Origin of the sequence: Caulobacter sp. (assembly GCF_049283275.1) — a bacterium.
In the GTDB taxonomy this organism is placed as follows: domain Bacteria; phylum Pseudomonadota; class Alphaproteobacteria; order Caulobacterales; family Caulobacteraceae; genus Caulobacter.
The window spans coordinates 43090-62592 of record NZ_JBAPVS010000146.1 but is presented as its reverse complement, the minus strand read 5'-3'; the positions used below and the strand labels follow the sequence as shown (position 1 = coordinate 62592).

Annotated in this window: 22 protein-coding genes; 13 read left to right on the top strand and 9 right to left on the bottom strand. The window is 67.8% G+C overall.

Annotation, left to right across the window (positions count from 1 at the left end):
* Positions 1–98 precede the first annotated feature (98 nt).
* Genes WAL33_RS07750 through WAL33_RS07740 form a run of 3 tightly spaced genes read right to left on the bottom strand, consistent with a single transcriptional unit; the run spans position 99 to position 1988 of the window.
* The gene (locus tag WAL33_RS07750; RefSeq protein ID WP_422180115.1) at positions 99–947 is read right to left on the bottom strand and encodes a neutral zinc metallopeptidase; all 849 of its coding nucleotides are present in this window, start codon (positions 945–947) and stop codon (positions 99–101) included.
* Between the two features lie 35 nt (positions 948–982).
* Complete coding sequence (locus WAL33_RS07745) at positions 983–1372, bottom strand: hypothetical protein (protein WP_422180113.1); 390 nt, start codon at positions 1370–1372, stop codon at positions 983–985.
* A 52-nt stretch (positions 1373–1424) separates the two neighbouring features.
* Positions 1425–1988, bottom strand: a complete 564-nt coding sequence (locus tag WAL33_RS07740) for a tetratricopeptide repeat protein (RefSeq protein ID WP_422180111.1) — start codon at positions 1986–1988, stop codon at positions 1425–1427.
* 168 nt (positions 1989–2156) lie between these two features.
* Here WAL33_RS07740 and WAL33_RS07735 point away from each other — a divergent pair, with 168 nt between their 5' ends.
* Positions 2157–3158, top strand: a complete 1002-nt coding sequence (locus tag WAL33_RS07735) for a D-cysteine desulfhydrase (protein WP_422180109.1) — start codon at positions 2157–2159, stop codon at positions 3156–3158.
* Positions 3151–3819, top strand: coding sequence for an aspartate/glutamate racemase family protein (locus WAL33_RS07730; RefSeq protein ID WP_422180107.1), 669 nt, complete (start codon positions 3151–3153; stop codon positions 3817–3819). The genes WAL33_RS07735 and WAL33_RS07730 overlap by 8 nt, the downstream gene beginning before the upstream one ends.
* Positions 3820–3821: 2 nt before the next feature.
* Here WAL33_RS07730 and WAL33_RS07725 read toward each other — a convergent pair whose 3' ends face one another.
* The 4 genes from WAL33_RS07725 to WAL33_RS07710 form a co-directional block, all read right to left on the bottom strand.
* Positions 3822–4022 carry a hypothetical protein gene (locus tag WAL33_RS07725; protein ID WP_422180105.1) on the bottom strand — a complete coding sequence of 67 codons (201 nt, stop codon included), beginning with the start codon at positions 4020–4022 and terminating at the stop codon, positions 3822–3824.
* Positions 4023–4173: 151 nt separating this feature from the next.
* Positions 4174–6057: a transglycosylase domain-containing protein gene (locus WAL33_RS07720; protein ID WP_422180103.1), complete on the bottom strand. Its 1884-nt coding sequence runs from the start codon at positions 6055–6057 to the stop codon at positions 4174–4176.
* 143 nt (positions 6058–6200) lie between these two features.
* Positions 6201–7217 (bottom strand): sensor histidine kinase, encoded by a 1017-nt coding sequence (locus WAL33_RS07715; protein WP_422180117.1) that lies wholly within the window; start codon positions 7215–7217, stop codon positions 6201–6203.
* Between the two features lie 106 nt (positions 7218–7323).
* Entirely contained in the window at positions 7324–7494 is a 171-nt protein-coding gene (locus WAL33_RS07710) for a hypothetical protein (RefSeq protein WP_422180101.1), read from the bottom strand.
* 519 nt (positions 7495–8013) lie between these two features.
* Here WAL33_RS07710 and WAL33_RS07705 point away from each other — a divergent pair.
* The gene (locus tag WAL33_RS07705; RefSeq protein WP_422180099.1) at positions 8014–9657 is read left to right on the top strand and encodes a pectate lyase; all 1644 of its coding nucleotides are present in this window, start codon (positions 8014–8016) and stop codon (positions 9655–9657) included.
* 43 nt (positions 9658–9700) lie between these two features.
* On the opposite strand, the gene WAL33_RS07700 is transcribed toward WAL33_RS07705, so the two are convergent.
* Positions 9701–10156 (bottom strand): hypothetical protein, encoded by a 456-nt coding sequence (locus tag WAL33_RS07700; protein WP_422180097.1) that lies wholly within the window; start codon positions 10154–10156, stop codon positions 9701–9703.
* Between the two features lie 100 nt (positions 10157–10256).
* Between WAL33_RS07700 and WAL33_RS07695 the strand changes: the two genes are divergently transcribed.
* A complete protein-coding gene (locus tag WAL33_RS07695; RefSeq protein ID WP_422180095.1) occupies positions 10257–10574 on the top strand; it encodes a plasmid stabilization protein in 318 nt (105 codons plus the stop codon).
* Between the two features lie 8 nt (positions 10575–10582).
* Positions 10583–10774 carry a hypothetical protein gene (locus WAL33_RS07690; protein WP_422180093.1) on the top strand — a complete coding sequence of 64 codons (192 nt, stop codon included), beginning with the start codon at positions 10583–10585 and terminating at the stop codon, positions 10772–10774.
* Between the two features lie 4 nt (positions 10775–10778).
* Here WAL33_RS07690 and WAL33_RS07685 read toward each other — a convergent pair whose 3' ends face one another.
* Positions 10779–11081, bottom strand: a complete 303-nt coding sequence (locus tag WAL33_RS07685) for a hypothetical protein (RefSeq protein WP_422180091.1) — start codon at positions 11079–11081, stop codon at positions 10779–10781.
* 114 nt (positions 11082–11195) lie between these two features.
* On the opposite strand from WAL33_RS07685, the gene WAL33_RS07680 reads away from it, so the two are divergent.
* The 8 genes from WAL33_RS07680 to spt all read left to right on the top strand — a co-directional run bounded on the left by WAL33_RS07680 (position 11196) and on the right by spt (position 19487).
* Positions 11196–11978 (top strand): pseudouridine synthase, encoded by a 783-nt coding sequence (locus WAL33_RS07680; protein WP_422180089.1) that lies wholly within the window; start codon positions 11196–11198, stop codon positions 11976–11978.
* A gap of 136 nt (positions 11979–12114) precedes the next feature.
* Positions 12115–12732 carry an LPS export ABC transporter periplasmic protein LptC gene (gene lptC, locus WAL33_RS07675; RefSeq protein ID WP_422180087.1) on the top strand — a complete coding sequence of 206 codons (618 nt, stop codon included), beginning with the start codon at positions 12115–12117 and terminating at the stop codon, positions 12730–12732.
* Entirely contained in the window at positions 12729–13898 is a 1170-nt protein-coding gene (locus WAL33_RS07670) for a glycerophosphotransferase (RefSeq protein ID WP_422180085.1), read from the top strand. Before lptC ends, WAL33_RS07670 begins: the two co-directional genes overlap by 4 nt.
* Positions 13895–15256, top strand: a complete 1362-nt coding sequence (locus WAL33_RS07665; RefSeq protein WP_422180083.1) for a lipopolysaccharide biosynthesis protein — start codon at positions 13895–13897, stop codon at positions 15254–15256. The genes WAL33_RS07670 and WAL33_RS07665 overlap by 4 nt, the downstream gene beginning before the upstream one ends.
* Positions 15253–16956, top strand: coding sequence for a fatty acyl-AMP ligase (locus tag WAL33_RS07660; RefSeq protein WP_422180081.1), 1704 nt, complete (start codon positions 15253–15255; stop codon positions 16954–16956). The genes WAL33_RS07665 and WAL33_RS07660 overlap by 4 nt, the downstream gene beginning before the upstream one ends.
* The gene (locus WAL33_RS07655) at positions 16940–17935 is read left to right on the top strand and encodes an NAD-dependent epimerase/dehydratase family protein (RefSeq protein ID WP_422180079.1); all 996 of its coding nucleotides are present in this window, start codon (positions 16940–16942) and stop codon (positions 17933–17935) included. The genes WAL33_RS07660 and WAL33_RS07655 overlap by 17 nt, the downstream gene beginning before the upstream one ends.
* A gap of 79 nt (positions 17936–18014) precedes the next feature.
* On the top strand, positions 18015–18266 hold the full coding sequence (locus WAL33_RS07650; protein WP_422180077.1) for an acyl carrier protein: 252 nt from the start codon (positions 18015–18017) through the stop codon (positions 18264–18266).
* Positions 18267–18269: 3 nt separating this feature from the next.
* The gene (gene spt, locus WAL33_RS07645; RefSeq protein WP_422180075.1) at positions 18270–19487 is read left to right on the top strand and encodes a serine palmitoyltransferase; all 1218 of its coding nucleotides are present in this window, start codon (positions 18270–18272) and stop codon (positions 19485–19487) included.
* Positions 19488–19503 lie beyond the last annotated feature (16 nt).

The following is a 19503-nucleotide window of genomic DNA, read 5'->3' as shown; positions in this document are numbered from 1 at the left end:
GCTCAGGATGAGGACCATTTACAGGCTGAGGCGGTTGAAAAACCTCATCCTGAGCTTGTCGAAGGACGAGGTTTTCGTCTCGCCCCCCGTGCAAAGCCTTACAGCGTCGTGGCCCCGAAGGTGTCGCAGGCGCCCGGATCGCCGGCGTCGTAGCCCTTGCCGAACCAGCGCATGCGTTGGGCCGACGTGCCGTGGGTGAAGCTGTCAGGCATGACCCGGCCCTGGGACTGCTCCTGTATGGCGTCGTCGCCCACGGCCGAGGCCGCGCCCAGGCCGTCCTCGATGTCGGCCCTGGAGATCTGGATGCCGCCGCCCGAGGCCTCGGGGGCGTGGCGGGCCCAGACGCCGGCGTAGCAGTCGGCCTGCAGCTCCAGCCGCACCGAGCCGCTCTCGGCGCCCCGCGCGCCCAGGCGGCGGGCCTCGTCCGACGCACCGGTCAGGCTCTGGATGTGGTGGCCGATCTCATGGCTGATCACGTAGGCGCGGGCGAACTCGCCCTTGGCCCCGAACCGTGTCTCCAGCTCGGTCCAGAAACTGGTGTCCAGATAGACCTTATTGTCGGCCGGACAGTAGAACGGCCCCATGGCCGACTGCCCCGTGCCGCAGCCGGTGCCGGTGGCCTGGGTGTAGAGCACCACGGCGGCGGGCGGGCGATAGTCAACGCCGTGCTTGGCCAGCAGCGGTCCCCAGACATCGGTGTTGGAGGTCTCGATCACGTCGATGAACTGGCCCTCGCGGTCGCTGACCGAACCGCGCACGCCCTCCTGTGCGGCCGGCTGCTGCACGCCGTTGACGGCGTTCATCGTCGCCTCGGGCGGGACGCCGAACACGAAATAGCCGATCACCGCCAGCACCACCGCGCCGATGCCGCCTCCGGCCACGCCCACCGGGCCCAGGCCGCGGCGATCCTCGATATTGCCTTCGCGGCGTCCTCCACCCCATTCCATGCGATCGGTCTCCTGGTGTCTGTGTTTCTGGGGCGTCAGGACGCCGGTTTGATGGCTCGAAGACGCGCGTTGCCGGCGGCCAGGGCTTGGTCGGTCAGGCGCTCCATCCGCTCGATGTCGGCGGCCATGTCCTCGGCGCTGGATCCGCGGGCCGGAGCCAGCGGCGGGGTCGGTCGCAGCGTGGACTGGGTCGGCGGCGTCGTGGCGGCCTCATCCAAAGCACGCAGGGTCAGTTGGGCGGCGTAGCGGTTCTGGGCGGCCGACAGCTGGCGCTGGGCGGCCAGGGCGTTCTGGCGGTCGATGTCCTGCTGCAGGAGGATCACGTTGCGCTCGCGCACGCCCCGAAGATCCACCTGGGCGAAGGCCGACCCGCCGAGGGCCAGGGCCAGCCCCGTCGCCGCGATTGTCGTCCAAACTGCGCTCATGCCTACGGGCTCCACGTGCAGGACCCGGTTCAACGCTTTCAAGGCGTCGCGTTCAGGGCCGCTTCACCGTGAAACGCGTGAGTTCGTTTTTGGGAGCCTCCCAATCGGGATCCAGTTCGGCGGCCTTGGTGTAGTCGCGATAGGCCGCCGTCACATCGCCCAGGTTCTCGTGTGCGATGCCGCGATTGAAATAAGCCTTCTGCGGGTCCTTGACCCCCAGGGCCAGGCCCTGGTCGATCTCGGCCAAACCCTCCCCGTAACGGTTGGATCCAAGATAGGCGGCTCCGCGATTGACATAGGCCTCGCCGAGATTGGGATCGATCTTGGAGGCGGCGTTGAAGTCACTGACCGCGCCGCCGAAATTGCGCTGCCGCATCTGCATCACGCCGCGATTGACATAGGTGCGGGCCTGGTCACGGAAGCCGAGGATCTCGGTCTCCAGCGCCAGGGTGCACTTGTTCACCGAGGCGTTGTCGGAACGGCCGTCGATCGCGGCGTCGGCGCATTCCTTGGCCGCTCCGCCGCCGATCACCATGGTCGAGGCGCCGGCCGGGGTCGCGCAAACCACAGCCGCCGCGAGGCCCGCCGCCCACCAAAGCGTCCTGATCGAAGTCATGACGTCCTCCCAACACCGGCCCGATCTTCTGGCGAGACGCGCGCGGCTGGGAGCAGTCGCGCGGATGACGCGCCGGGTCGTGCTTTTCTGACCGTCAGCATAGCACGGCGGCGTCCGAGCCTGTAGGGAATCGGCGAACGCTCGCCCCTTCGCCTTCAAGGACGCTCGATGCACCTGGCCCGCTTCCCCCGCGCCCGCTTCGCCCACCTTCCCACGCCTCTGGAGCCCCTGCCCCGGCTGGGCGCCGAGCTCGGGATCGACCTGTGGGTCAAGCGCGACGACTGCACCGGGCTAGCCGGCGGCGGCAACAAGACCCGCAAGCTGGAATTCCTGCTGGGCGAGGCCCTGGCCCAAGGCGCCGACACCCTGGTCACCCAGGGCGCGGTGCAGTCCAACCACGTGCGCCAGACCATCGCGGCCGGCGCACGCTTTGGCCTGAAGAGCGAGATCATCCTGGAGGAGCGCACGGGCTCGAAGGCCAGCGACTATGTCGGCAACGGCAACGTGCTGCTGGATCGCCTGATGGGCGCTTCGATACGCTTCGTGCCCGGCGAGACCGACATGGTGGTCGAGCTGGAAGCCTTGGCGGCGGCGGTGCGCCAGCGCGGCGGCAAGCCCTATGTCATTCCCGGCGGCGGCTCGAATACGATCGGGGCCCTGGGCTATGTCGACTGCGCCCGCGAACTGGTCGTGCAGGCCGACGCCATGGACCTGAAGATCGACCGCCTGGTCACGGCCACCGGCAGCGCCGGCACCCATGCGGGCCTGGTGGCCGGTTTCGCGGCGCTCAGCGTCGACGTTCCGATCCTCGGCTTCGGCGTCCGGGCGCCCAAGGCCAAGCAGGAGGAGAACGTCTTCAACCTGGCGGTCGCCACGGCCGAGACGATCGGCGCCGCCGGCCGGGTGGCGCGCGAGATGGTGGTGGCGGACTGCGACTATGTCGGCGCGGGCTACGGCCTCATCGACCAAGAGGTGATCGACGCCCTGACCCTGGCGGCCCGCACCGAGGGCCTGCTGCTGGACCCGGTCTATTCGGGCAAGGCGATGAAGGGTCTGATCAACCAGGCCCGCAAGGGCGCGTTCAAGGGTCAGCGGGTGGTCTTCCTGCACACCGGCGGCGCGCAGGGATTGTTCGGGTATCAGAGCGAACTGGAGACTGCCCTTGTCTAAGACCCTCGGCGTTCTCGGCGGCATGGGACCGGCCGCAACCCTGGACTTCCTGGCCAAGCTGCAGGCGGCCACGCCGGTCAGCCGCGAACAGGATCACCTGCGGGTGCTGGTCGACATCAACCCTAAGGTTCCCGACCGCAACAACAGCTATGACGAGGCCGGGCCCGTGCTGGCCCAGATGGCCGTGGGCCTGCGCGAGGCCGGGGCCCAGGTGCTGGCCATCGCCTGCAACACCGCCCACGCCTATGTCGAGCAGGTCAAGGCCAGCGGGCTGCCCCTGGTCGACCTGATCGAGACGGCGGGCCTTGCCGCCAAATCCGACGGCGCCGAACGCGTGGGCGTGCTGGGCACCGGCGGGGCGCTGGCGCTCTATCGCCGGACCTTCTCGCATTTGGGGATCGAGGCGGTGACCCTGGACGACCACGAACAGGTCGAGTTCATGGCCCTGCTCTATCGCATCAAGCACGGCGAACTGGGCGCGGACAGCCGCGAGACCATGGCCGCCCTCGCCCACCGCCTGGTCGGCAAGGGCGCACAAGTGGTGGTGGCCGGCTGCACCGAGGTTCCGCTGGTGATGGGCGCGGCCGACCTGACCGTGCCGTTCATCGACGCGACCGAGGCCTTGGCCCGGCGCTGCGTGGAGGTTTGCCTGGGAGACTGAGCCTATTCGACCGTGACGCCTGCGAAGGTGCGCGGTTCGGGCTTGATGGTGACCTGGGTCCGGATCCCGTCCTCGAACAGCGCGCTGGCGTAGTCGAGGGCGGCCTTGTAGGCGGCTTCCTGGCTGGAATGGCGCGACAGGGTCTGTCCCTGCCGCTCGACGCTCCAGTCGAAGGCTTTGGTGACCACCAGGATCAAATCCACGGGCTGCTCCTGCCAGGCGGCCCGACGCCGCACGCGATCCCCACAGAAGATAGACGCTCGATTCCTCGGCCCCGACTATGCAGAACGGTGCAGCTTCACGCGGTCGGCGCGGTTTTTTTGAGGCGCGCGCCCGTCGCCGAGCCCGCTCCGCTTAAAGCCCCAGGATCCGCCGCAGCCATTTTGGCACGCGCTTGGGACGCGGCTGCGTCTCGACGACTTCCGGCGCGATCCGCTCGTAACGCGGCTCCGGCGGACCGTCACGCGCCACCAGCCCGGCCTTCAGGCCGGCGGTCATCACGTCGCGCCAGATGCGGGCCGGAAGATCGCCCCCGACCATCCGGTTCATCGGCGAGTGGTCGTCATTGCCGACCCAGACCCCGACCACCAGGTCGCCGGTGAAACCCACGAACAGGGCGTCGCGATAGTCCTGCGTGGTGCCGGTCTTGCCATAAGCCTTCTGCCCCAGGCGCGCGGCGCGCCCGGTGCCCTGCTCGACCACCGCCCCCAGCAGGTCGAGCAGGGCCGCGCGCTGGTCGGGATCCAGATCCTGGGTCGAGGTCGGGGCCGTCGCCGGCCGGCCGTAGGGCTGGACCGGCGCCTTGCCCGAGGCGACGGCGGCGTAGGCCCCGGTCAGTTCCAGAAGATTGGTCTCCGCCGTGCCCAGGGCCAGGGTGGCGTCGTCCTCGCGCAATGGCGAGACGATTCCCAGGTCGCGCGCCGCCTGGACCACCGCCGGTCCGCCCGCCTGCCGGTAGACCCGGGCGGCGATGACGTTGTTGGACTGGGCGAAGGCGTCGCGGATCGTCAGGTCGCGCCCGCCGGCGCCCTCGTAGTTGGCCGGCGTCCAGCCGCCGATGGTGACCGGATCGCCGATCACCAGATTGTCGGGCGCGGCCCCGTCGCGCAGGGCGGCCAGATACACGAACAGCTTGAAGGCGCTGCCGGGTTGGCGCTTGGCCTGGACCGCGCGGTTGAACGGCGTCCGGCGATAGTTCGTGCCGCCCAGCATGGCGACGACCCGGCCGTCCGGGCGCATGGCGACCACGGCCACCTGGCCGACCCTGGCCTTGGCCGCGCCCTTCATGTCCTGAGCCACCGCCCGCTCGACGATCCGCTGCAGGCGGCCGTCAAGGGTGGTGGGCACGCGCACCTCGCCAAAACCCGGCCCGTCGAAGGCCGACTTGACCTGCGGCGAGATCCAGTCGGCGAAATAGCCGCCCACCGGCAGGTCGGCGCGGGTGGCGCGCACCACGACATGGCCGGCCGCGTCGGCCTGCTCGCGGGTGAGCGCCTTGGTCTCGACCATGGCGTCCAGCACCCGCCGGGCCCGCGCCCCGGCCGCCTGAGGATGGTCGACTGGATCCAGATCGACCGGCGCCTTGACCATGCCGGCCAGCATCGCCGCCTCGCCGATTGACAGCTGTTCGGGCGGCTTGCCGAAATAGTGCCGGGCCGCCGCGCCCAGGCCGTAGACCCCGTCGCCGAAATAGATGCTGGAGAGGTAGCGCGCCAGGATCTCGTCCTTGGACAGACGCAGCTCCAGCCACAGGGCGATCATCGCTTCCTGGCCCTTGCGGCGCAGGCTGCGCTCGGGCGTGAGGAAGGCGTTCTTGGCCAACTGCTGGGTGATCGTGCTGCCGCCTTGCACGGTGCGGCGGGCCTTGGCGTTGACCACCATGGCCCGCGCCACGCCCTGGAGATCGACGCCGATGTGGCGATAGAACCGGCGGTCCTCGATGGCTAGGAAGGCGGCCGGCACGTGCTTGGGCAGCGCCTCGATCGCCACCGGCGGCTCTTTGTAGGCGCCGCGCCGCGCGAAAGGCCGGCCTTGAGCGTCCAGCAAGATCAGCGCCCGGTTCGGCAGGGGCTCAAGGGCTCGCGAGATCGGCAGGCTGGCGCCCAACCAGACCAGCAGGACCGTCAGCGACAGCAGCGCCCCGATCCCCGCGCCGACCCATAGCCGATGACGGACGACGAAGGCACGCGTCGCCGCCCAGGCGACCGCCGGCCTTGTCTTCGCATCCCGCGGGATCATCAGCGACGCGCCTCCGCGACCTCAGCGCCGCTCAAGCTTGCACAACGGCTCATGAGGATCACGGTTCATCGTGTCAGGACATTGGCGAGATGGAGCGCTCACCTTACGCCCTCTCCCGTTTTCATCCCGGAAAGCGCGCAATCTCAGGTCAGCGACATGAAGGCGTCGACCTTGTCCAGAGCGGCCAGCGGCGCCTCGATGCGGCAGCGCAGGCCTTCGGGTCGGTAGTCGAGGTCGACCTCGCCGCCCAGTTCGTTGGGCAGGGCCACCTCGACGATCCGTGAGCCGAACCCCCGCCGCTCGGGCGGGCGGACCTCTGGCCCGCCCTGTTCGGTCCAGGTGATGGCCAGCTTGTCGCCGCCGGCCACCGACCAGCCGATGTCCACACGGCCGCCGACGGACGACAGGGCCCCGTATTTCAGAGCGTTGATCGCCAGTTCGTGGAAGGCTAGGGCTAGGACGACGGCCGCCTTGGGCGACACCATCAGGTCCTGGCCGCTGATCGTCAGCTGGCCCGGATTGGCGCGATAGGGCGTGACCGAGCCGTCGATGATCTGGCGAAGGCTGGCCGCCGACCAGTTCTCGTCGGTCAGCACGTTGTGGGTGGCGGCGATGGCCATCAGCCGCCCTTCCAACGCGCTGCGCACTGACGGGTCGACTCCGGCGTTGCGCAACGACTGGCTGGTGATCGACTGGATCGTGGCCAGGGTGTTTTTCACCCGGTGGTTCAACTCGTTGACCAGCAGCTGGCGATGGGCCTCGGCGCGGATCTCGCCGGTGATGTCGCGCGACTTGGCCAGGACCCGGACAACCCGGCCCTGGTCGATGATCGGCGAGACGGTGGTGTCCCACCAGCGCGGATCGCCCTTGGCCGTCGGGCACGGGGCGCGGAAAACGGCGGCCTCGCCGGCCAGGGCTGTGCGCAGGGCCAGCTCGACTCTGTCGCGGCTCTCGGCCGGCCACATGTCGGGCCAATAGCGGTTGCGGTTGCGGCCCGCGAAATCATCGATCTCGAACAGCGCCTGTCCGCGGGCGTTCATGTATTCGATGAAGCCTTCGGGGCTGATCACCCGGATGCAGTCGCGGCTGGCTTCCACGACGCTGAGGAAGTATGCGCCCGCGCCCTCCAGAACGATCTTGTCCGATCCCTCACCCGACACCAGGGTCTCCTTACTGAAGACCATGTTCACCGAGCCGCGCGGCAATTCAAGCGATGCGTGTATTTTCGGAACGGTTTCGACGGAAAGGACGATCCACCGCCCTGGACTAACCCGGCAGCTCTTCGCGGCTGGCTTCCAGCATGCCGACCAGGGCCGCCGACAGGCGAGAGGTCTGAGCCATGCGCCGCAGCGCTTCGCGGGCGTGGTCGCTGTCGGCGAACTCGGCCTGCTGCTCAAGATGCTCGGCTTCATTCAGGTGGTCGAGTTGGCTGGGCATGGCGGATATTTACGGAAAATGAACGAACCCGACTATGTGACCACTGGTCGCAGAACAGTGTAACGCCACGCAAAATCAAAGCCTTAGGCTGTTACCGGTCCCAAAACTGAAAACGGCCCCGGGTCATTCCTGACCCGGGGCCATCGTCCTGTTCCCCAACAGGACGGCGTCGCGCGCTACCGAAACCGGCGCGGCGGCGTCGCCTCAAAAACCGATGGCCTATCCTGGCCGAACAGCCGGGCGGGCACAACGTGACGGCCTGTCGCAGGAGAATGACACCGCGTCACATAACAAAGCTCCGCCAAAAGGCGCTGGTCAAGCCATGACACCGGTATCATAACTGCCGCAACATCGCGCCAGCCCAAGGGCGACGGGGTTCGGCAAGGACCACCGGGAGGACGACCAGGAACGCGAGGGTCTTGAAGGCCCCGCTCTCTCCCTGCTCCCGCCGCCATGCCGCGTTCTTGCGTCACGGGGGGTATTGGACGTCTAAAAAAGTCCTGGGAGAGTATCGCCGCCATGCCGCTTAGCCCCGTCACCCGTCGCCGCCTCATGGCGACCACCACCGCCACTTTCGCCATCGCCGCCGCCATGGCCCCCCTAAAGGCCCTGACGCAAGGCGCCGCGCCGTCCAAGGACCAGGCCCTGGCGACGATGAAGAAGGCCACGACCTTCATGGCCGAAAAGGCCGCCTACGAGGGCGGCTATGTCTGGAGCTACCTGCCCGACTTCTCGCGTCGGTTCGGCGAGATGGAAGCTTTCCCGACCATGATCTGGGTCCAGCCGCCCGGCACGGCAACCATGGGCCACCTGTTCCTGGACGCCTACCACGCCACCGGCGACGAGTATTACTACCAGGCCGCCGCCAAGGCCGCCGGGGCCCTGATTAAGATCCAGCACCCGGCGGGCGGCTGGAACTACATGGGCGACCTGGCCGGGCCGGAGTCGCTGAAGAAGTGGTACGACACCATCGGCAAGAACGGCTGGCGGCTCGAGGAATTCCAGCACTACTACGGCAACGCCACATTCGACGACGAGGGCACGGCCGAAAGCTGCCAGCTGATGCTGCGCATCTATCTGGAAAAGAAGGACAAGGCCTTCAAGCCCGCGCTGGATAAGGCCATCCAGTTCGTCCTCGACAGCCAGTATCCGAACGGCGGCTGGCCCCAGCGCTTCCCGCTGTCGGGCGGCTTCGAGAACAAGGGCCACCCCGACTACACCGGCTACATCACCTTCAACGACGGCGTCGTCGACGAGAACATCAAGTTCCTGATCATGGTCTGGCAGACGCTGGGCGACAAACGCGTGCTGGATCCGATCAAGCGCGCCATGGACGTCTACATCGCCGCCCACCAGCCGATGCCCCAGCCCGGCTGGGGTCTGCAGCACACCGTGGCCGACCTCAAGCCGGCCGGCGCGCGCACCTACGAGCCCAAGGCCTTCGCCAGCCACACCACGGCCGGCAATCTCGAAAACCTGATGGACTACTACCAGCTGACAGGCGACCCGAAATACCTGGACCGCATCCCCGAGACCATCGACTGGCTGGCCGGCCTGAAGCTCGACGACAAGATCGCCCCGGGCAAGCCGCGCTATCCCACCTTCATCGAGATCGGCGCCAACGAGCCGCTGTACGTGCACCGTCGCGGCTCCAACGTGGTCAACGGCGAGTACTTCGTCGACAAGCACTGGGAAAACACCATCGTCCACTACTCGTCATTCCGGGCGATCAACATCGACAAGCTGCGCCAGCGCTACGAGACGCTGAAGGCCACCGCGCCCGAGGTCGTCAGCAAGGACTCGCCGCTGAAGGTGAAGGGCGGCAGCCGCCCGCTGCCCCGCTACTTCACAACCCGCGAGCTTTCGGTCTCCGACCTGAACGTCGGCGCCCTGAAGACCAGCGGCACCACCAGCCCCGCCGACGCCGCCGCGCTGATCGCGCAGCTGAACACCGAAGGCTGGTGGCCCACCGAGATGAAGGCGGTCAGCAACCCCTATATCGGCGACGGCTCGGCCACGGTGACCCCCGGCGAGTTCTCGATAACCCGCGTGGGCGATCCCACCGACACCTCGCCCTACATCGCCGACGTGCCCAAGCCGGGCATATCGACCGGCGCTTATATCGAGAACATGGCGGCCCTGATCCGTTATGTGACGGCCTAGCGCACCTTCTCTCCCCGTGAAGAAATAGGCTCCCAGGACGAGCCTATTTCCGCGCGGCCTTGATCGCCTTCTCCAGCACCGCCCGTCGCGCCGCGAGTCCCTCCGCCGCCGCCGCCTGCTCGGCGTCCAGCGCCGCGCGCTTTTCGGCGAAGGCCAGCTCCGCGGCCTCGGCCTGGTCCTCGACACCCTCCAGCTCGGCTTTCAGGGCGGCCAACTTTTCAACTCGCGCCGTCTCCGCCTTGGAGGGCTTGCGCCGGGCCTTGGCGGGCAAGGCTTTCAGCGCCGCCCCTAGGCCGCCGGCCGGGGTGGTGATCACGGTGTCCGGCGCGTCCAGGGCTGCGGCGCGCGCTGAGCCTTCATCAATCTCCCTGGCCGTGCCGTCCTTGAACAGGTCGCGGCCGACGTCCCAGGCCTCCAGGGCCTTGGCGCGCGAGGTCGCGGCCACGGTGTAGTCGTGGAGGCCGTCGGACCAGGAAAACACCTTGAGCTTGCGCGCCATGATCTTCGAACGACATGAATATCCAGCCCGTTCCGAAGGTCGGCCTTAGGAACCTCTCCCGCCGGCGACGATTTCCCCTCCACACGAATGGAGGACGACGATGCCCCAGGGCGACAAGTCGAAATACACCCACAAGCAGGAGCGCAAGGCCGACCACATCGCCGAAGGCTACGAGGAGCGCGGCGTCTCCGAAAAGGAGGCCGAGCGGCGGGCCTGGGCGACGGTCAACAAGGACGACGGCGGCGGCAAGAAGCCCGGCGGGTCCGGTCGCGGCAAGGACACCGGCCACCCGGCGGCCCACGAGGGCGGCGAGAAGGGCGGCAAGGCGGCCGCGTCGTGCAGCGCGGCCGAACGTTCGGCCTCTGCCAAGAAGGCTGCGGCCACCCGCAAGCGCAACGCCCAGCACACGCATCACTGAGAGGTTTCATGACCGACAAGATCAACAGCCCCGGCCGCGAGGCCAACGAGGCCCTGCCCGCCGGCGAACGTCCGGGACTGGTCTCGGACAAGAACACGGTGAAGACCGGTCAGAAGGAACGGCGCACGGCCGGACCGGACGGCGGCGACGCCCGCGAAATCGGAAACACGTTCAAGGATAGTCCCGGCGGTCGGGTCTAGCCCCTTAGGACTTGCCCAGATCCATCCCCAGCGTCGGCCCGATCCCCTCAGGATGCTCGCCGAACGGATTGCTGGACCGGTGCTTGGCCGCCGCTTCGAGTTTGCGGCGCAGATCATCGTCCAAGGTCAGTTCGGCCTTGGGGATCGGGTCGTCCTCGTCGACTGGATCGTCGACGATCGAGGCCGACAGCACCTGGCGCAGGCGATCGCCGAACCGGGCGTCTTCCGGCGTGCCCGGCGCGGGCGGATCGGCCAGGAATTCCAGGACCTCCTCCAGGGCGGTGTCGTTGTCGATGCGGTCGGTCATCGGAAAGCTCCAGGTCGGCACATACTGCTGAAGCAACGGTCGCGCCGCCATGACGGTTGCCGAACTACGCTCGCCGGCCCTAGACAGGCCCCCTCACCTCTCTGGACGCCCATCATGGCCTGGACCCGCCTCTATGACGAAGCCGAGCCGCAGCGCGTCAATCGCTGGTTGGCCCAAAACGGCGTCTGTTCGCGCCGCGAGGCCGAGGCCCTGATCACCCAGGGCCTGGTGTCGATTGACGGCCAGCGGGTCGACGACGTCGGCCGCAAGATCGAGCCCGGCCAGACCCTGGTGCTGTCGGACCGCGCCCAAGCTCAACTTGAGGGCGCGCTGACGGTGATGATCCACAAGCCGATCGGGATCGTCTCCGCCCAGCCCGACACGGGCCAGGTGCCGGCCGTGCGCCTGCTGACCCGCGAAGCCCTGTTCGGCGCCAGCCCGGTCATCCCCGACTTCGACAACAAGCTGGCCCCGGTCGGACGCCTGGACATGGATTCGCGCGGCCTGCTGATCCTTTCCGAGGACGGGGTCGTGGCCAAGGCGGTGATCGGCCCGGCCTCGGAGATGGAAAAGGAATATCTGGTCTGGGTCGACGGCTGGATCACCGACGAGAAGCTGGCCCTGCTGCGCCACGGCCTGGAGCTGGACGAGCGCCAGCTGCGGCCCGCCGAGGTCGAGGTCGTGGGTCGCCAGCAGCTGAAGTTCATTCTCAAGGAAGGCCGCAACCGCCAGATCCGCCGAATGTGCGAACTGGTCGAGCTGACCGTCGTTGACCTGTTGCGGGTCCGCATCGGCGAGCTGGTCCTGGGCGACCTGCCCGAGGGGCGCTGGAGGCCGCTGACCGCCACCGAGCGAACCGGCCTGATCACGTCCGCCATCCCGTCACCCGCCCGTTGACCGCCACCCCGGGCGGAGGCAGGGTCGCAATACCTCTTGGGGGATCGCGCCGCGAGGCTTAAGCCGGTTCCCGTCCCTTTCGGCCCATCCTTTTCGACCCTATCTCCTTCGGCCCGTCGCTTCAGTTCGCACAGCCATGATCGCCATCACCCCCGCAGCCCAAGCACCGGTCCGCAAGAAGAACCGTAACCGCCACCGCAAGCCGGTGCGCGCGTTGCGGACCATCCTGCCGACCATCGCCATCGGCGTCTTCGTGGCGATCGTCGGCCAGGGCGTGATCCGCGCCCTGGCGGTCAAGCCCGCCCCGGTCGCGGCCACCGCGCCGCTGCGCATGGACAATCCGCGCTTCACCGGCACGCTGAAGGATGGACGCGCCTTCCTGATCACCGCCACCTCGGCGACCCGCGATCTCAACAACGCCGACCAGGTGTTCCTGAAGAATCCCCAGCTGACCCGCGGCTACGGCTCGGACGCCCCCACCCACGTGGTTTCCAAGGACGGAGCTTATCAGGAAGAGAAGGGCTCGCTGCTGCTGACCGGCGACGTCAGGATCGACAACGGCGCGGGTTATCAATTCGCGTCGCAGAAGGCCCTGATCGACACCCGCACCGGCGACCTGGTCGGCGGGGCCGCGGTCGAGGGTGCTGGGCCCAACAACGGCTCGGTCCAGGCCGACGACTATTCGGTCAGCGACAAGGGCGACCGGGTGGTGTTCAAGGGCCGGGTGCGCACGCGCCTCACGCCGCAACAGTGACAAGGCCCGCCCCGAAAGAGCGCGGAGCCCGGCCCAGCGTCTGCTTTCTCTATATCGCCCAGACCCATCAGATCCTGCACAGCCTGCCGATCGCCATCGCCCTGGCTAAGGGCTGGCCCGAGATCGACGTCCAGATCGCCACCGCCACCCAGGAGCATCTGGACTATGTGCGCGCGCTGCTCGCGGCGCTGAACGTCCCGCCGATCCCCGCGCATCTGCTGCGGCCGGCCTGGCTGCGACGCTTGCGCCTCAAGGGCGCTTCGGGCCCGCCCAAGGCGCTGATGTTGGCGGCCAACGCCCGCCGCCTGAGCCGCTACGACGCCATCGTCACGCCCGAGCGCACCACCGCCCTGCTGCGCAAGCTTGGGGTCAAGGACAGCAAGCTGGTCTATACCCAGCATGGCGCGGGTGATCGTGGCGGGCCCTTCGAACCTCGTCTGAAGCAGTTCGACCTGGTGATGGCCGCCGGCCCCAAACAGCGCGACCGCATGCTCAGCGAAGGCTGGGTCACGCCCGAGCATTGCGCCATGGTCGGCTATCCCAAGTTCGATCTCATCGACGCGCTGCCGCCCTCGCCGCCGCCCGTCTTCGTTCAGGCCAAGCCGGTGGTGCTGTACAACCCGCACTTCCACCCCACCCTGGGCTCCTGGCCGCGGTGGGGCCGACAGATCCTCGAGCGGTTCGCGGCCGACGAGCGTTACAACCTGATCTTCGCGCCGCACATTCGGCTCTTCGAAGGCGCGCCTCCCGGGTCGATCGAGGCGCTGACGCCGTTCATGGGCCATCCCCGCATACACCTCGACCTGGGCGGGCCGGCCGCGATCGACATGACCTACACCCGCGCGGCCGACATCTATCTGGGCGACGTCTCCAGCCAGGTTTACGAGTTTCTGCGCACGCCCAAGCCCTGCCTGTTCCTCAACGCCAGCAACGTCGATTGGCGGGGCGACGAAAGCTTCCATCACTGGCTCTACGGACCGGTGCTCGACGACATCGAGGGCCTGACCGACGCCGTGGCCTTGGCCCAGAGCGGGCACGGCGACTATGTCGAAGCGCAGAAGCGCGGCTTCGCCGAGAGCTTCGATCTCCGGGAAACGCCTTCGTCGGTGCGCGCCGCCCAGGCGATCGTCGACCGGCTGCCGGCAATGAAGAACATAGTAAAATGAGTAATGATTCCAATGTTTTGAAGAGGGTTTTGGCTAATGCCGGAACCCTGCTCGGGGGCCGCACGGTCAACGCCGTGGTCGGCTTGGCCTATATCGCCCTGACCGCGCGGGGCCTGGGCGCGGTGGAGTTCGGCGTGCTGGTGCTGATCAACACCTACGCCCAGTTCCTGGGCGAGGTGGCCAAGTTCCAGTCGTGGCAGACGGTGCTGCAATACGGGACGACGCCGCTGCTGGCCGGTGACCGACCCCGCTTCCAGCAGGTGCTGCGTTTCACTCTGTTGCTGGACCTGATCGGCGCGGTTGTCGGCGTTGTGCTGGGCGTCGGCGGCGCCTTGCTGCTGGGGGCCACCCTGGGCTGGCCGCGCGAGCTGGCTCCGGCGGCGGCGCTGTACGCCCTGTCCATCGCCATGATGACCTCGGCCACCTCGGTCGGCCTGCTGCGCCTGTTCGACCGCTTCCGGTTCCTGGCGGGCGAGCAGGCGGTCAGCTCGATCGTCCGTCTGATCGGGTGCGCCCTGGCCTTCGCCTCCCATGCGTCGATCGGCTGGTTCCTGGTCGCCTGGGCCGCCGGCACGGTGGCCTCGTTCTTCTACGTGATGGGCGTGGCCCTATGGGACCTGGCCCGCCGCGAGCTGCTGCGGGGCTTCACCTTCAGGGGGCCGACCAGCCAGGGCCTGCCGGGCGTCTGGCGCTTCGCCTGGGCCACCAATTTCAGCGGCACGCTGGACACCGCCTTCACCCATGTCATCACCCTGGTCGTCGGCGCGACGCTGGGACCCGTCCAGGCGGCGCTGTGGCGCGTGGGCCGGCAGGTGGCCGACGGCATGGCCAAGCCCGCCAAGCTGCTGACACCCGCCCTCTATCCGGAACTGGCCAAGATGCGCGCCACCGGAGGCGAGGCGGCGATGCGCAAGCTGGCCGGGCAGATCGGGTTGATGGGCGGGGCCGTGGCCGGGGTGCTGGTTCTGGTCTCGATGTTGTTCGGCGCCGCGATCCTGACCCTGGTGATGGGCGAACAGTTCGCCGCCGCCGCGCCGATCATGACGTGGCAGGTGGCGGCCGCCGCCATCGGCATCCTGGCCTTGCCGCTGGAGCCGATGCTGGTCTCGATGAACCAGGCGGGCGTGGCCCTAAAGGTGCGACTGGTGGTTTGCGCCGTCTATCTGGCGGCCTTGGTTCCCATCACCAGGACCCTGGGCCTGACAGGCGCGGGAGCCGCCCTCGTGGCCGCCGCCGCGGCCATGGCGCTGGGCATGTTCTGGACCCTGCGCCGAAGCCTGGCCCGCACGACCGCCGCCAAGGGTGACGAACAAACTTGCGCCGAAGGTCAAAACGGCGCCAAAGGCGTCTCGCAATGATTACTCCGACGTCCTCCTCGCGAACCGTGAGATTCGCCGATTTCCCAAGCCTCACGGCCGCGCTCGACTTTGCCGCGACTGGCGAAACCGGGATCAACCTTTATTCGCTGCGCGGTGAACTGGTCGAGGCCCTGCCCTACGCCAAGCTGCGCCAGCAGGCGCTGAGCCTGGCGCCGCGCCTGCTGGCGACCGGGGCCAAGCCGGGCGACAGCGCCGGCCTGATCGCCGACACCGAAGCCGACTTCGTGCGCGCGTTCTTCGCGTGCCAATATGCCGGTCTGGTGCCCGCGCCCCTGCCGCTTCCCGCGCCGCTGGGGGGACGCGAGGCCTATGTCGAGCAGATCGCCCGCATGCTGGGCTCGGCCCACGCCAAGCTGCTGATCGGCCCGGCCGGCATGAAGGACTGGGTGGCCGAGATCGCCGCCAAGGCGCCGATGGACTTCGCCGGCGTGCTGGCCGATCTGCCTGAATCCAAGGGCGACGCCCTGCCCGAGATCCTCCCGGACAACACCTGCTACCTGCAGTTCTCGTCGGGCAGCACACGCTTCCCGACCGGGGTGGTGGTCACCCACCGGGCCCTGATGGCCAACGCCGTGGCCATCACCCGCGACGGCCTCAAGGTGCAGCCCAGCGACCGCGCCGTCTCGTGGCTGCCGCTGTATCACGACATGGGCCTGATCGGCTTTTTGCTGTCGCCGATGACCAGCCAGATGACGGTCGACCTGCTGCCGACCGGCGCCTTCGTGCGCCGGCCGCTGCTGTGGCTGGACCTGATCACCAAGAACGGCGGCACGATCTCCTACAGCCCGACCTTCGGCTACGAGCTCTGCGCGCGCCGCGCCGAGGTGGCGTCGATCGAACACCTGGACCTTTCGAAGTGGCGCAGCGCCGGCCTGGGCGGCGACATGATCCGCACCGGTCCGCTGCGCGCCTTCGCCGAGCGGTTCGCCAGCGTCGGCTTCTCCGACAAGGCGTTTGTCGCCAGCTACGGCATGGCCGAAGCGACCCTGGCCCTGTCGATGGCCCCGCTGGGCGGCGGCCTGAAGACCGAGCGCCTGGACGTCGAGCGCCTGGAGCAGCACGAGGCCGTCGTCACCGACGACACCGAGCGCTCGCGCGAGTTCGCCCGCAACGGCCCCGCCCTGCCCGGCCATGAGCTGGAAGTGCGCGACGAGAACGGCGGGGTGCTGGCTGAACGCGGCGTGGGCCGCATCTACGCCCGCGGCCCCAGCCTGATGCGGGAATATTTCGAGCAGCCGCAGGAGACCGCCCGCGTGCTGTCCGCCGACGGCTGGCTGGACACCGGCGACCTGGGCTACCTGATCGACGGCGAGATCGTCATCACCGGCCGCGGCAAGGATTTGATCATCCTCAACGGCCGCAACATCTGGCCCCAGGACCTGGAATGGACCGCCGAAGCCGAGGTCGAAGGCCTGCGCAGCGGCGACGTGGCGGCCTTCTCGGTCCCCGGCGACGCCGAGGAGACGGTGGTGGTCCTGGTCCAGGCGCGCGGCGGCGACGCCGACACCCGCGCGGCTCTGGTCGAGAAGATCACGGGCGTCCTGCGCCTGCGCCACCAGGTCGAGACTCAGGTCCAACTGGTGGGAGCCCACGCCCTGCCCCAGACCTCGTCGGGCAAGCTCAGCCGGTCCAAGGCCAAGACCGCCTATCTGGCCGGCGCCTATGGCGAGCGCGCCTGACATGACCGAAGCCCGGAAGGGCTCCGCCCAGGGCGGGATGGTCGCCGTCACCGGCGCCACGGGCTTTCTGGGCCGCCGATTGGTCAAGATCCTGACCGAGCAAGGCTGGACCGTCCGAATCCTGGCTCGGCGCGACGTCGCCGATCCCGTCTGGTCGGGCCTGGAGCCGGAACTGGTGATCGGCGACTTGGCCAATGCGCCCGCCATGACCGCGCTCTGCGACGGCGCCGAGGCGGTCGTTCACGTGGCCGGCCTGATCAAGGCGCGGGATCGAGCCGCCTTCGACCGCGCCAATGTCGAGGGGTCCCGGCAGGTCGCCTCGGCGGCCAAGGCGGCCGGCGCGCGACTCATCCTGGTGTCCAGCCTGGCCGCGCGCGAGCCCCAATTGTCCGACTACGCCGCCAGCAAGCGTGGCGGAGAAGACGCAGCGCGCGAGATTTTTGGCAGTGATCTGACCATTGTGCGGCCGCCGGCCATCTACGGACCGGGCGATATCGAGACGCTCAGACTGTTCAAAATGGCCTCGGAATCGGCCTTTTTGCCGGTTTTGGACCCAAAGGCCCGCATGGTCTGGATCCACGTCGATGACGCCGCCGCCCAGATTGCCGACTTGGTCAAAACGCCGCGCCCTGGCCTGCTCAGCTTGTCCGACGCCCGTCTGGAGGGGTATGGCTGGGTCGAACTCATGGAAACCGCGTCCAAAGCGGTCGGTGCGTCGCCAAGGCTGATTCGGATCCCCTCGGGGATGGTCAAGGCTTTGGCGGTGTTGTCAAAATGGGCTTCAGTCGTAACCGGGAAGGACACGATCCTCACTCCCGGTAAGGCTAGGGAGTTGCTTCATGCCGATTGGAGCTTATCTAGCAACGATCCGATTCCGGACTTTCCTAGGGTGAGATACCCTCTCGATGCAGGATTCGCGCAAAGCGTAGGCTGGTATCGGTCGGAAGGCTGGCTCAAGGATATAAGCGCCCGAAAATAGCCGAATGAGGCGATTTTCTGTCGAGACGGCTGTTACAATTCGGTTATGTAGAACTTTGGTCGGGGATATCGTCGCGTCGATGGAAGCTGTTACGGATCTCACATTACGTGAAATCGGCCTGGCTACGGGCAAGGTGCTCGGGCGTTCTGTCGATGTGGAGAACGACACCCATATCGGCCGCGATCTGGCCGTCGATTCCTTGGCCTTGATGAACATCATCATGGAGCTCGAAGACACCTTCGACATCTCCATTCCTTTGGATCGCCTGGCTTCGGTGGAAACCGCCGGAGACCTCGCATCCCTGATCAAAGATCTTCGGAATAGGGCCTAAGCCATGGGGCTGTTCGACAAACACCTCGCATATCGCGACGCTTACAACGCGATCCGGCAAGCCGGAGCCGATCCCTTCAGCGTGCGTTTCGACTCCGTCGTCTCGCCCACCGAAGGCGTGATCAACGGCAAGCGCACGATCTTGCTGGGCACCAACAATTATCTTGGCCTGACCTTCGACGAAGAGGCGATCGCCGCCTCGGTCAAGGCCGTCCAGGAACGCGGCACCGGCACGACCGGTTCGCGCATCGCCAACGGCAGCTTCGAAGCCCACGTCGAGCTCGAAGAGGCGCTGGCCAAGTTCTACAAGCGCAAGCACGCCATGGTGTTCACCACCGGCTATCAGGCCAATCTGGGCGTGCTGTCGACTCTGGTCGGCCGCGGCGACCACCTGATCCTGGACGCCGACAGCCACGCCTCGATCTATGACGGCGCGCGCCTGGGCCACGCCGAGGTCATCCGCTTCCGCCACAACGATCCGGAAGACCTGTACAAGCGCCTGCGCCGCATGAAGGACGTTCCCGGCGAACGCCTGATCGTCGTCGAAGGCATCTATTCGATGATCGGCGACACCGCGCCGCTCAAGGAAATCGCGGCCGTGAAGCGCGAGCTTGGCGGCTACCTGCTGGTCGACGAAGCCCACTCGATGGGCGTGCTCGGCGAGCATGGCCGCGGCCTGGCCGAATTGGCCGGCGTCGAAGAAGACGTCGACTTCGTGGTCGGCACCTTCTCCAAGAGCCTGGGCGCCATCGGCGGCTTCTGCGTCTCGGACATGGACGACTTCGACGTCATGCGCGTCACCTGCCGTCCGTACATGTTCACCGCCTCGCTGCCGCCGGCCGTGGTCTCCTCGACCATCACCGCCCTGCGCCGTCTGGAGGAACAGCCCGAGCTGCGCCACAAGCTGATGGCCAATGCCCGCCGCCTGTACGACGGCCTGTCGGCCATGGGCTTCATGACCGGCCCGACCTCAAGCCCGATCGTGGCGATCACCATGCCCGACACCGAGCGCGCGATCGGCATGTGGAACGCCCTGCTGCAGAACGGCGTCTATCTGAACCTGGCCTTGCCGCCCGCGACGCCGGACAGCCGTCCGCTGTTGCGCACCAGCGTCAGCGCCGCCCACACCGACCAGCAGATCGACCAGGTCCTGGCTGTGTTCGCCGAGATCGGCGCCGCCATGGGCCTGATCGAAGCCCCGCTGAAGCGCGTCTCGGCCTAGGCCGCGCGCATTGCTG

Bases quoted from the DNA above. Each gene is read 5' to 3' on its own strand.
- WAL33_RS07750 (WP_422180115.1), bottom strand. From the start codon at position 947: ATGGAATGGGGTGGAGGACGCCGCGAAGGCAATATCGAGGATCGCCGC.
- WAL33_RS07745 (WP_422180113.1), bottom strand. From the start codon at position 1,372: ATGAGCGCAGTTTGGACGACAATCGCGGCGACGGGGCTGGCCCTGGCC.
- WAL33_RS07740 (WP_422180111.1), bottom strand. From the start codon at position 1,988: ATGACTTCGATCAGGACGCTTTGGTGGGCGGCGGGCCTCGCGGCGGCT.
- WAL33_RS07735 (WP_422180109.1), top strand. From the start codon at position 2,157: ATGCACCTGGCCCGCTTCCCCCGCGCCCGCTTCGCCCACCTTCCCACG.
- WAL33_RS07720 (WP_422180103.1), bottom strand. From the start codon at position 6,057: ATGATCCCGCGGGATGCGAAGACAAGGCCGGCGGTCGCCTGGGCGGCG.
- WAL33_RS07710 (WP_422180101.1), bottom strand. From the start codon at position 7,494: ATGCCCAGCCAACTCGACCACCTGAATGAAGCCGAGCATCTTGAGCAG.
- WAL33_RS07705 (WP_422180099.1), top strand. From the start codon at position 8,014: ATGCCGCTTAGCCCCGTCACCCGTCGCCGCCTCATGGCGACCACCACC.
- WAL33_RS07700 (WP_422180097.1), bottom strand. From the start codon at position 10,156: ATGGCGCGCAAGCTCAAGGTGTTTTCCTGGTCCGACGGCCTCCACGAC.
- WAL33_RS07695 (WP_422180095.1), top strand. From the start codon at position 10,257: ATGCCCCAGGGCGACAAGTCGAAATACACCCACAAGCAGGAGCGCAAG.
- WAL33_RS07690 (WP_422180093.1), top strand. From the start codon at position 10,583: ATGACCGACAAGATCAACAGCCCCGGCCGCGAGGCCAACGAGGCCCTG.
- WAL33_RS07685 (WP_422180091.1), bottom strand. From the start codon at position 11,081: ATGACCGACCGCATCGACAACGACACCGCCCTGGAGGAGGTCCTGGAA.
- WAL33_RS07680 (WP_422180089.1), top strand. From the start codon at position 11,196: ATGGCCTGGACCCGCCTCTATGACGAAGCCGAGCCGCAGCGCGTCAAT.
- lptC (WP_422180087.1), top strand. From the start codon at position 12,115: ATGATCGCCATCACCCCCGCAGCCCAAGCACCGGTCCGCAAGAAGAAC.
- WAL33_RS07665 (WP_422180083.1), top strand. From the start codon at position 13,895: ATGAGTAATGATTCCAATGTTTTGAAGAGGGTTTTGGCTAATGCCGGA.
- WAL33_RS07660 (WP_422180081.1), top strand. From the start codon at position 15,253: ATGATTACTCCGACGTCCTCCTCGCGAACCGTGAGATTCGCCGATTTC.
- WAL33_RS07655 (WP_422180079.1), top strand. From the start codon at position 16,940: ATGGCGAGCGCGCCTGACATGACCGAAGCCCGGAAGGGCTCCGCCCAG.
- WAL33_RS07650 (WP_422180077.1), top strand. From the start codon at position 18,015: ATGGAAGCTGTTACGGATCTCACATTACGTGAAATCGGCCTGGCTACG.
- spt (WP_422180075.1), top strand. From the start codon at position 18,270: ATGGGGCTGTTCGACAAACACCTCGCATATCGCGACGCTTACAACGCG.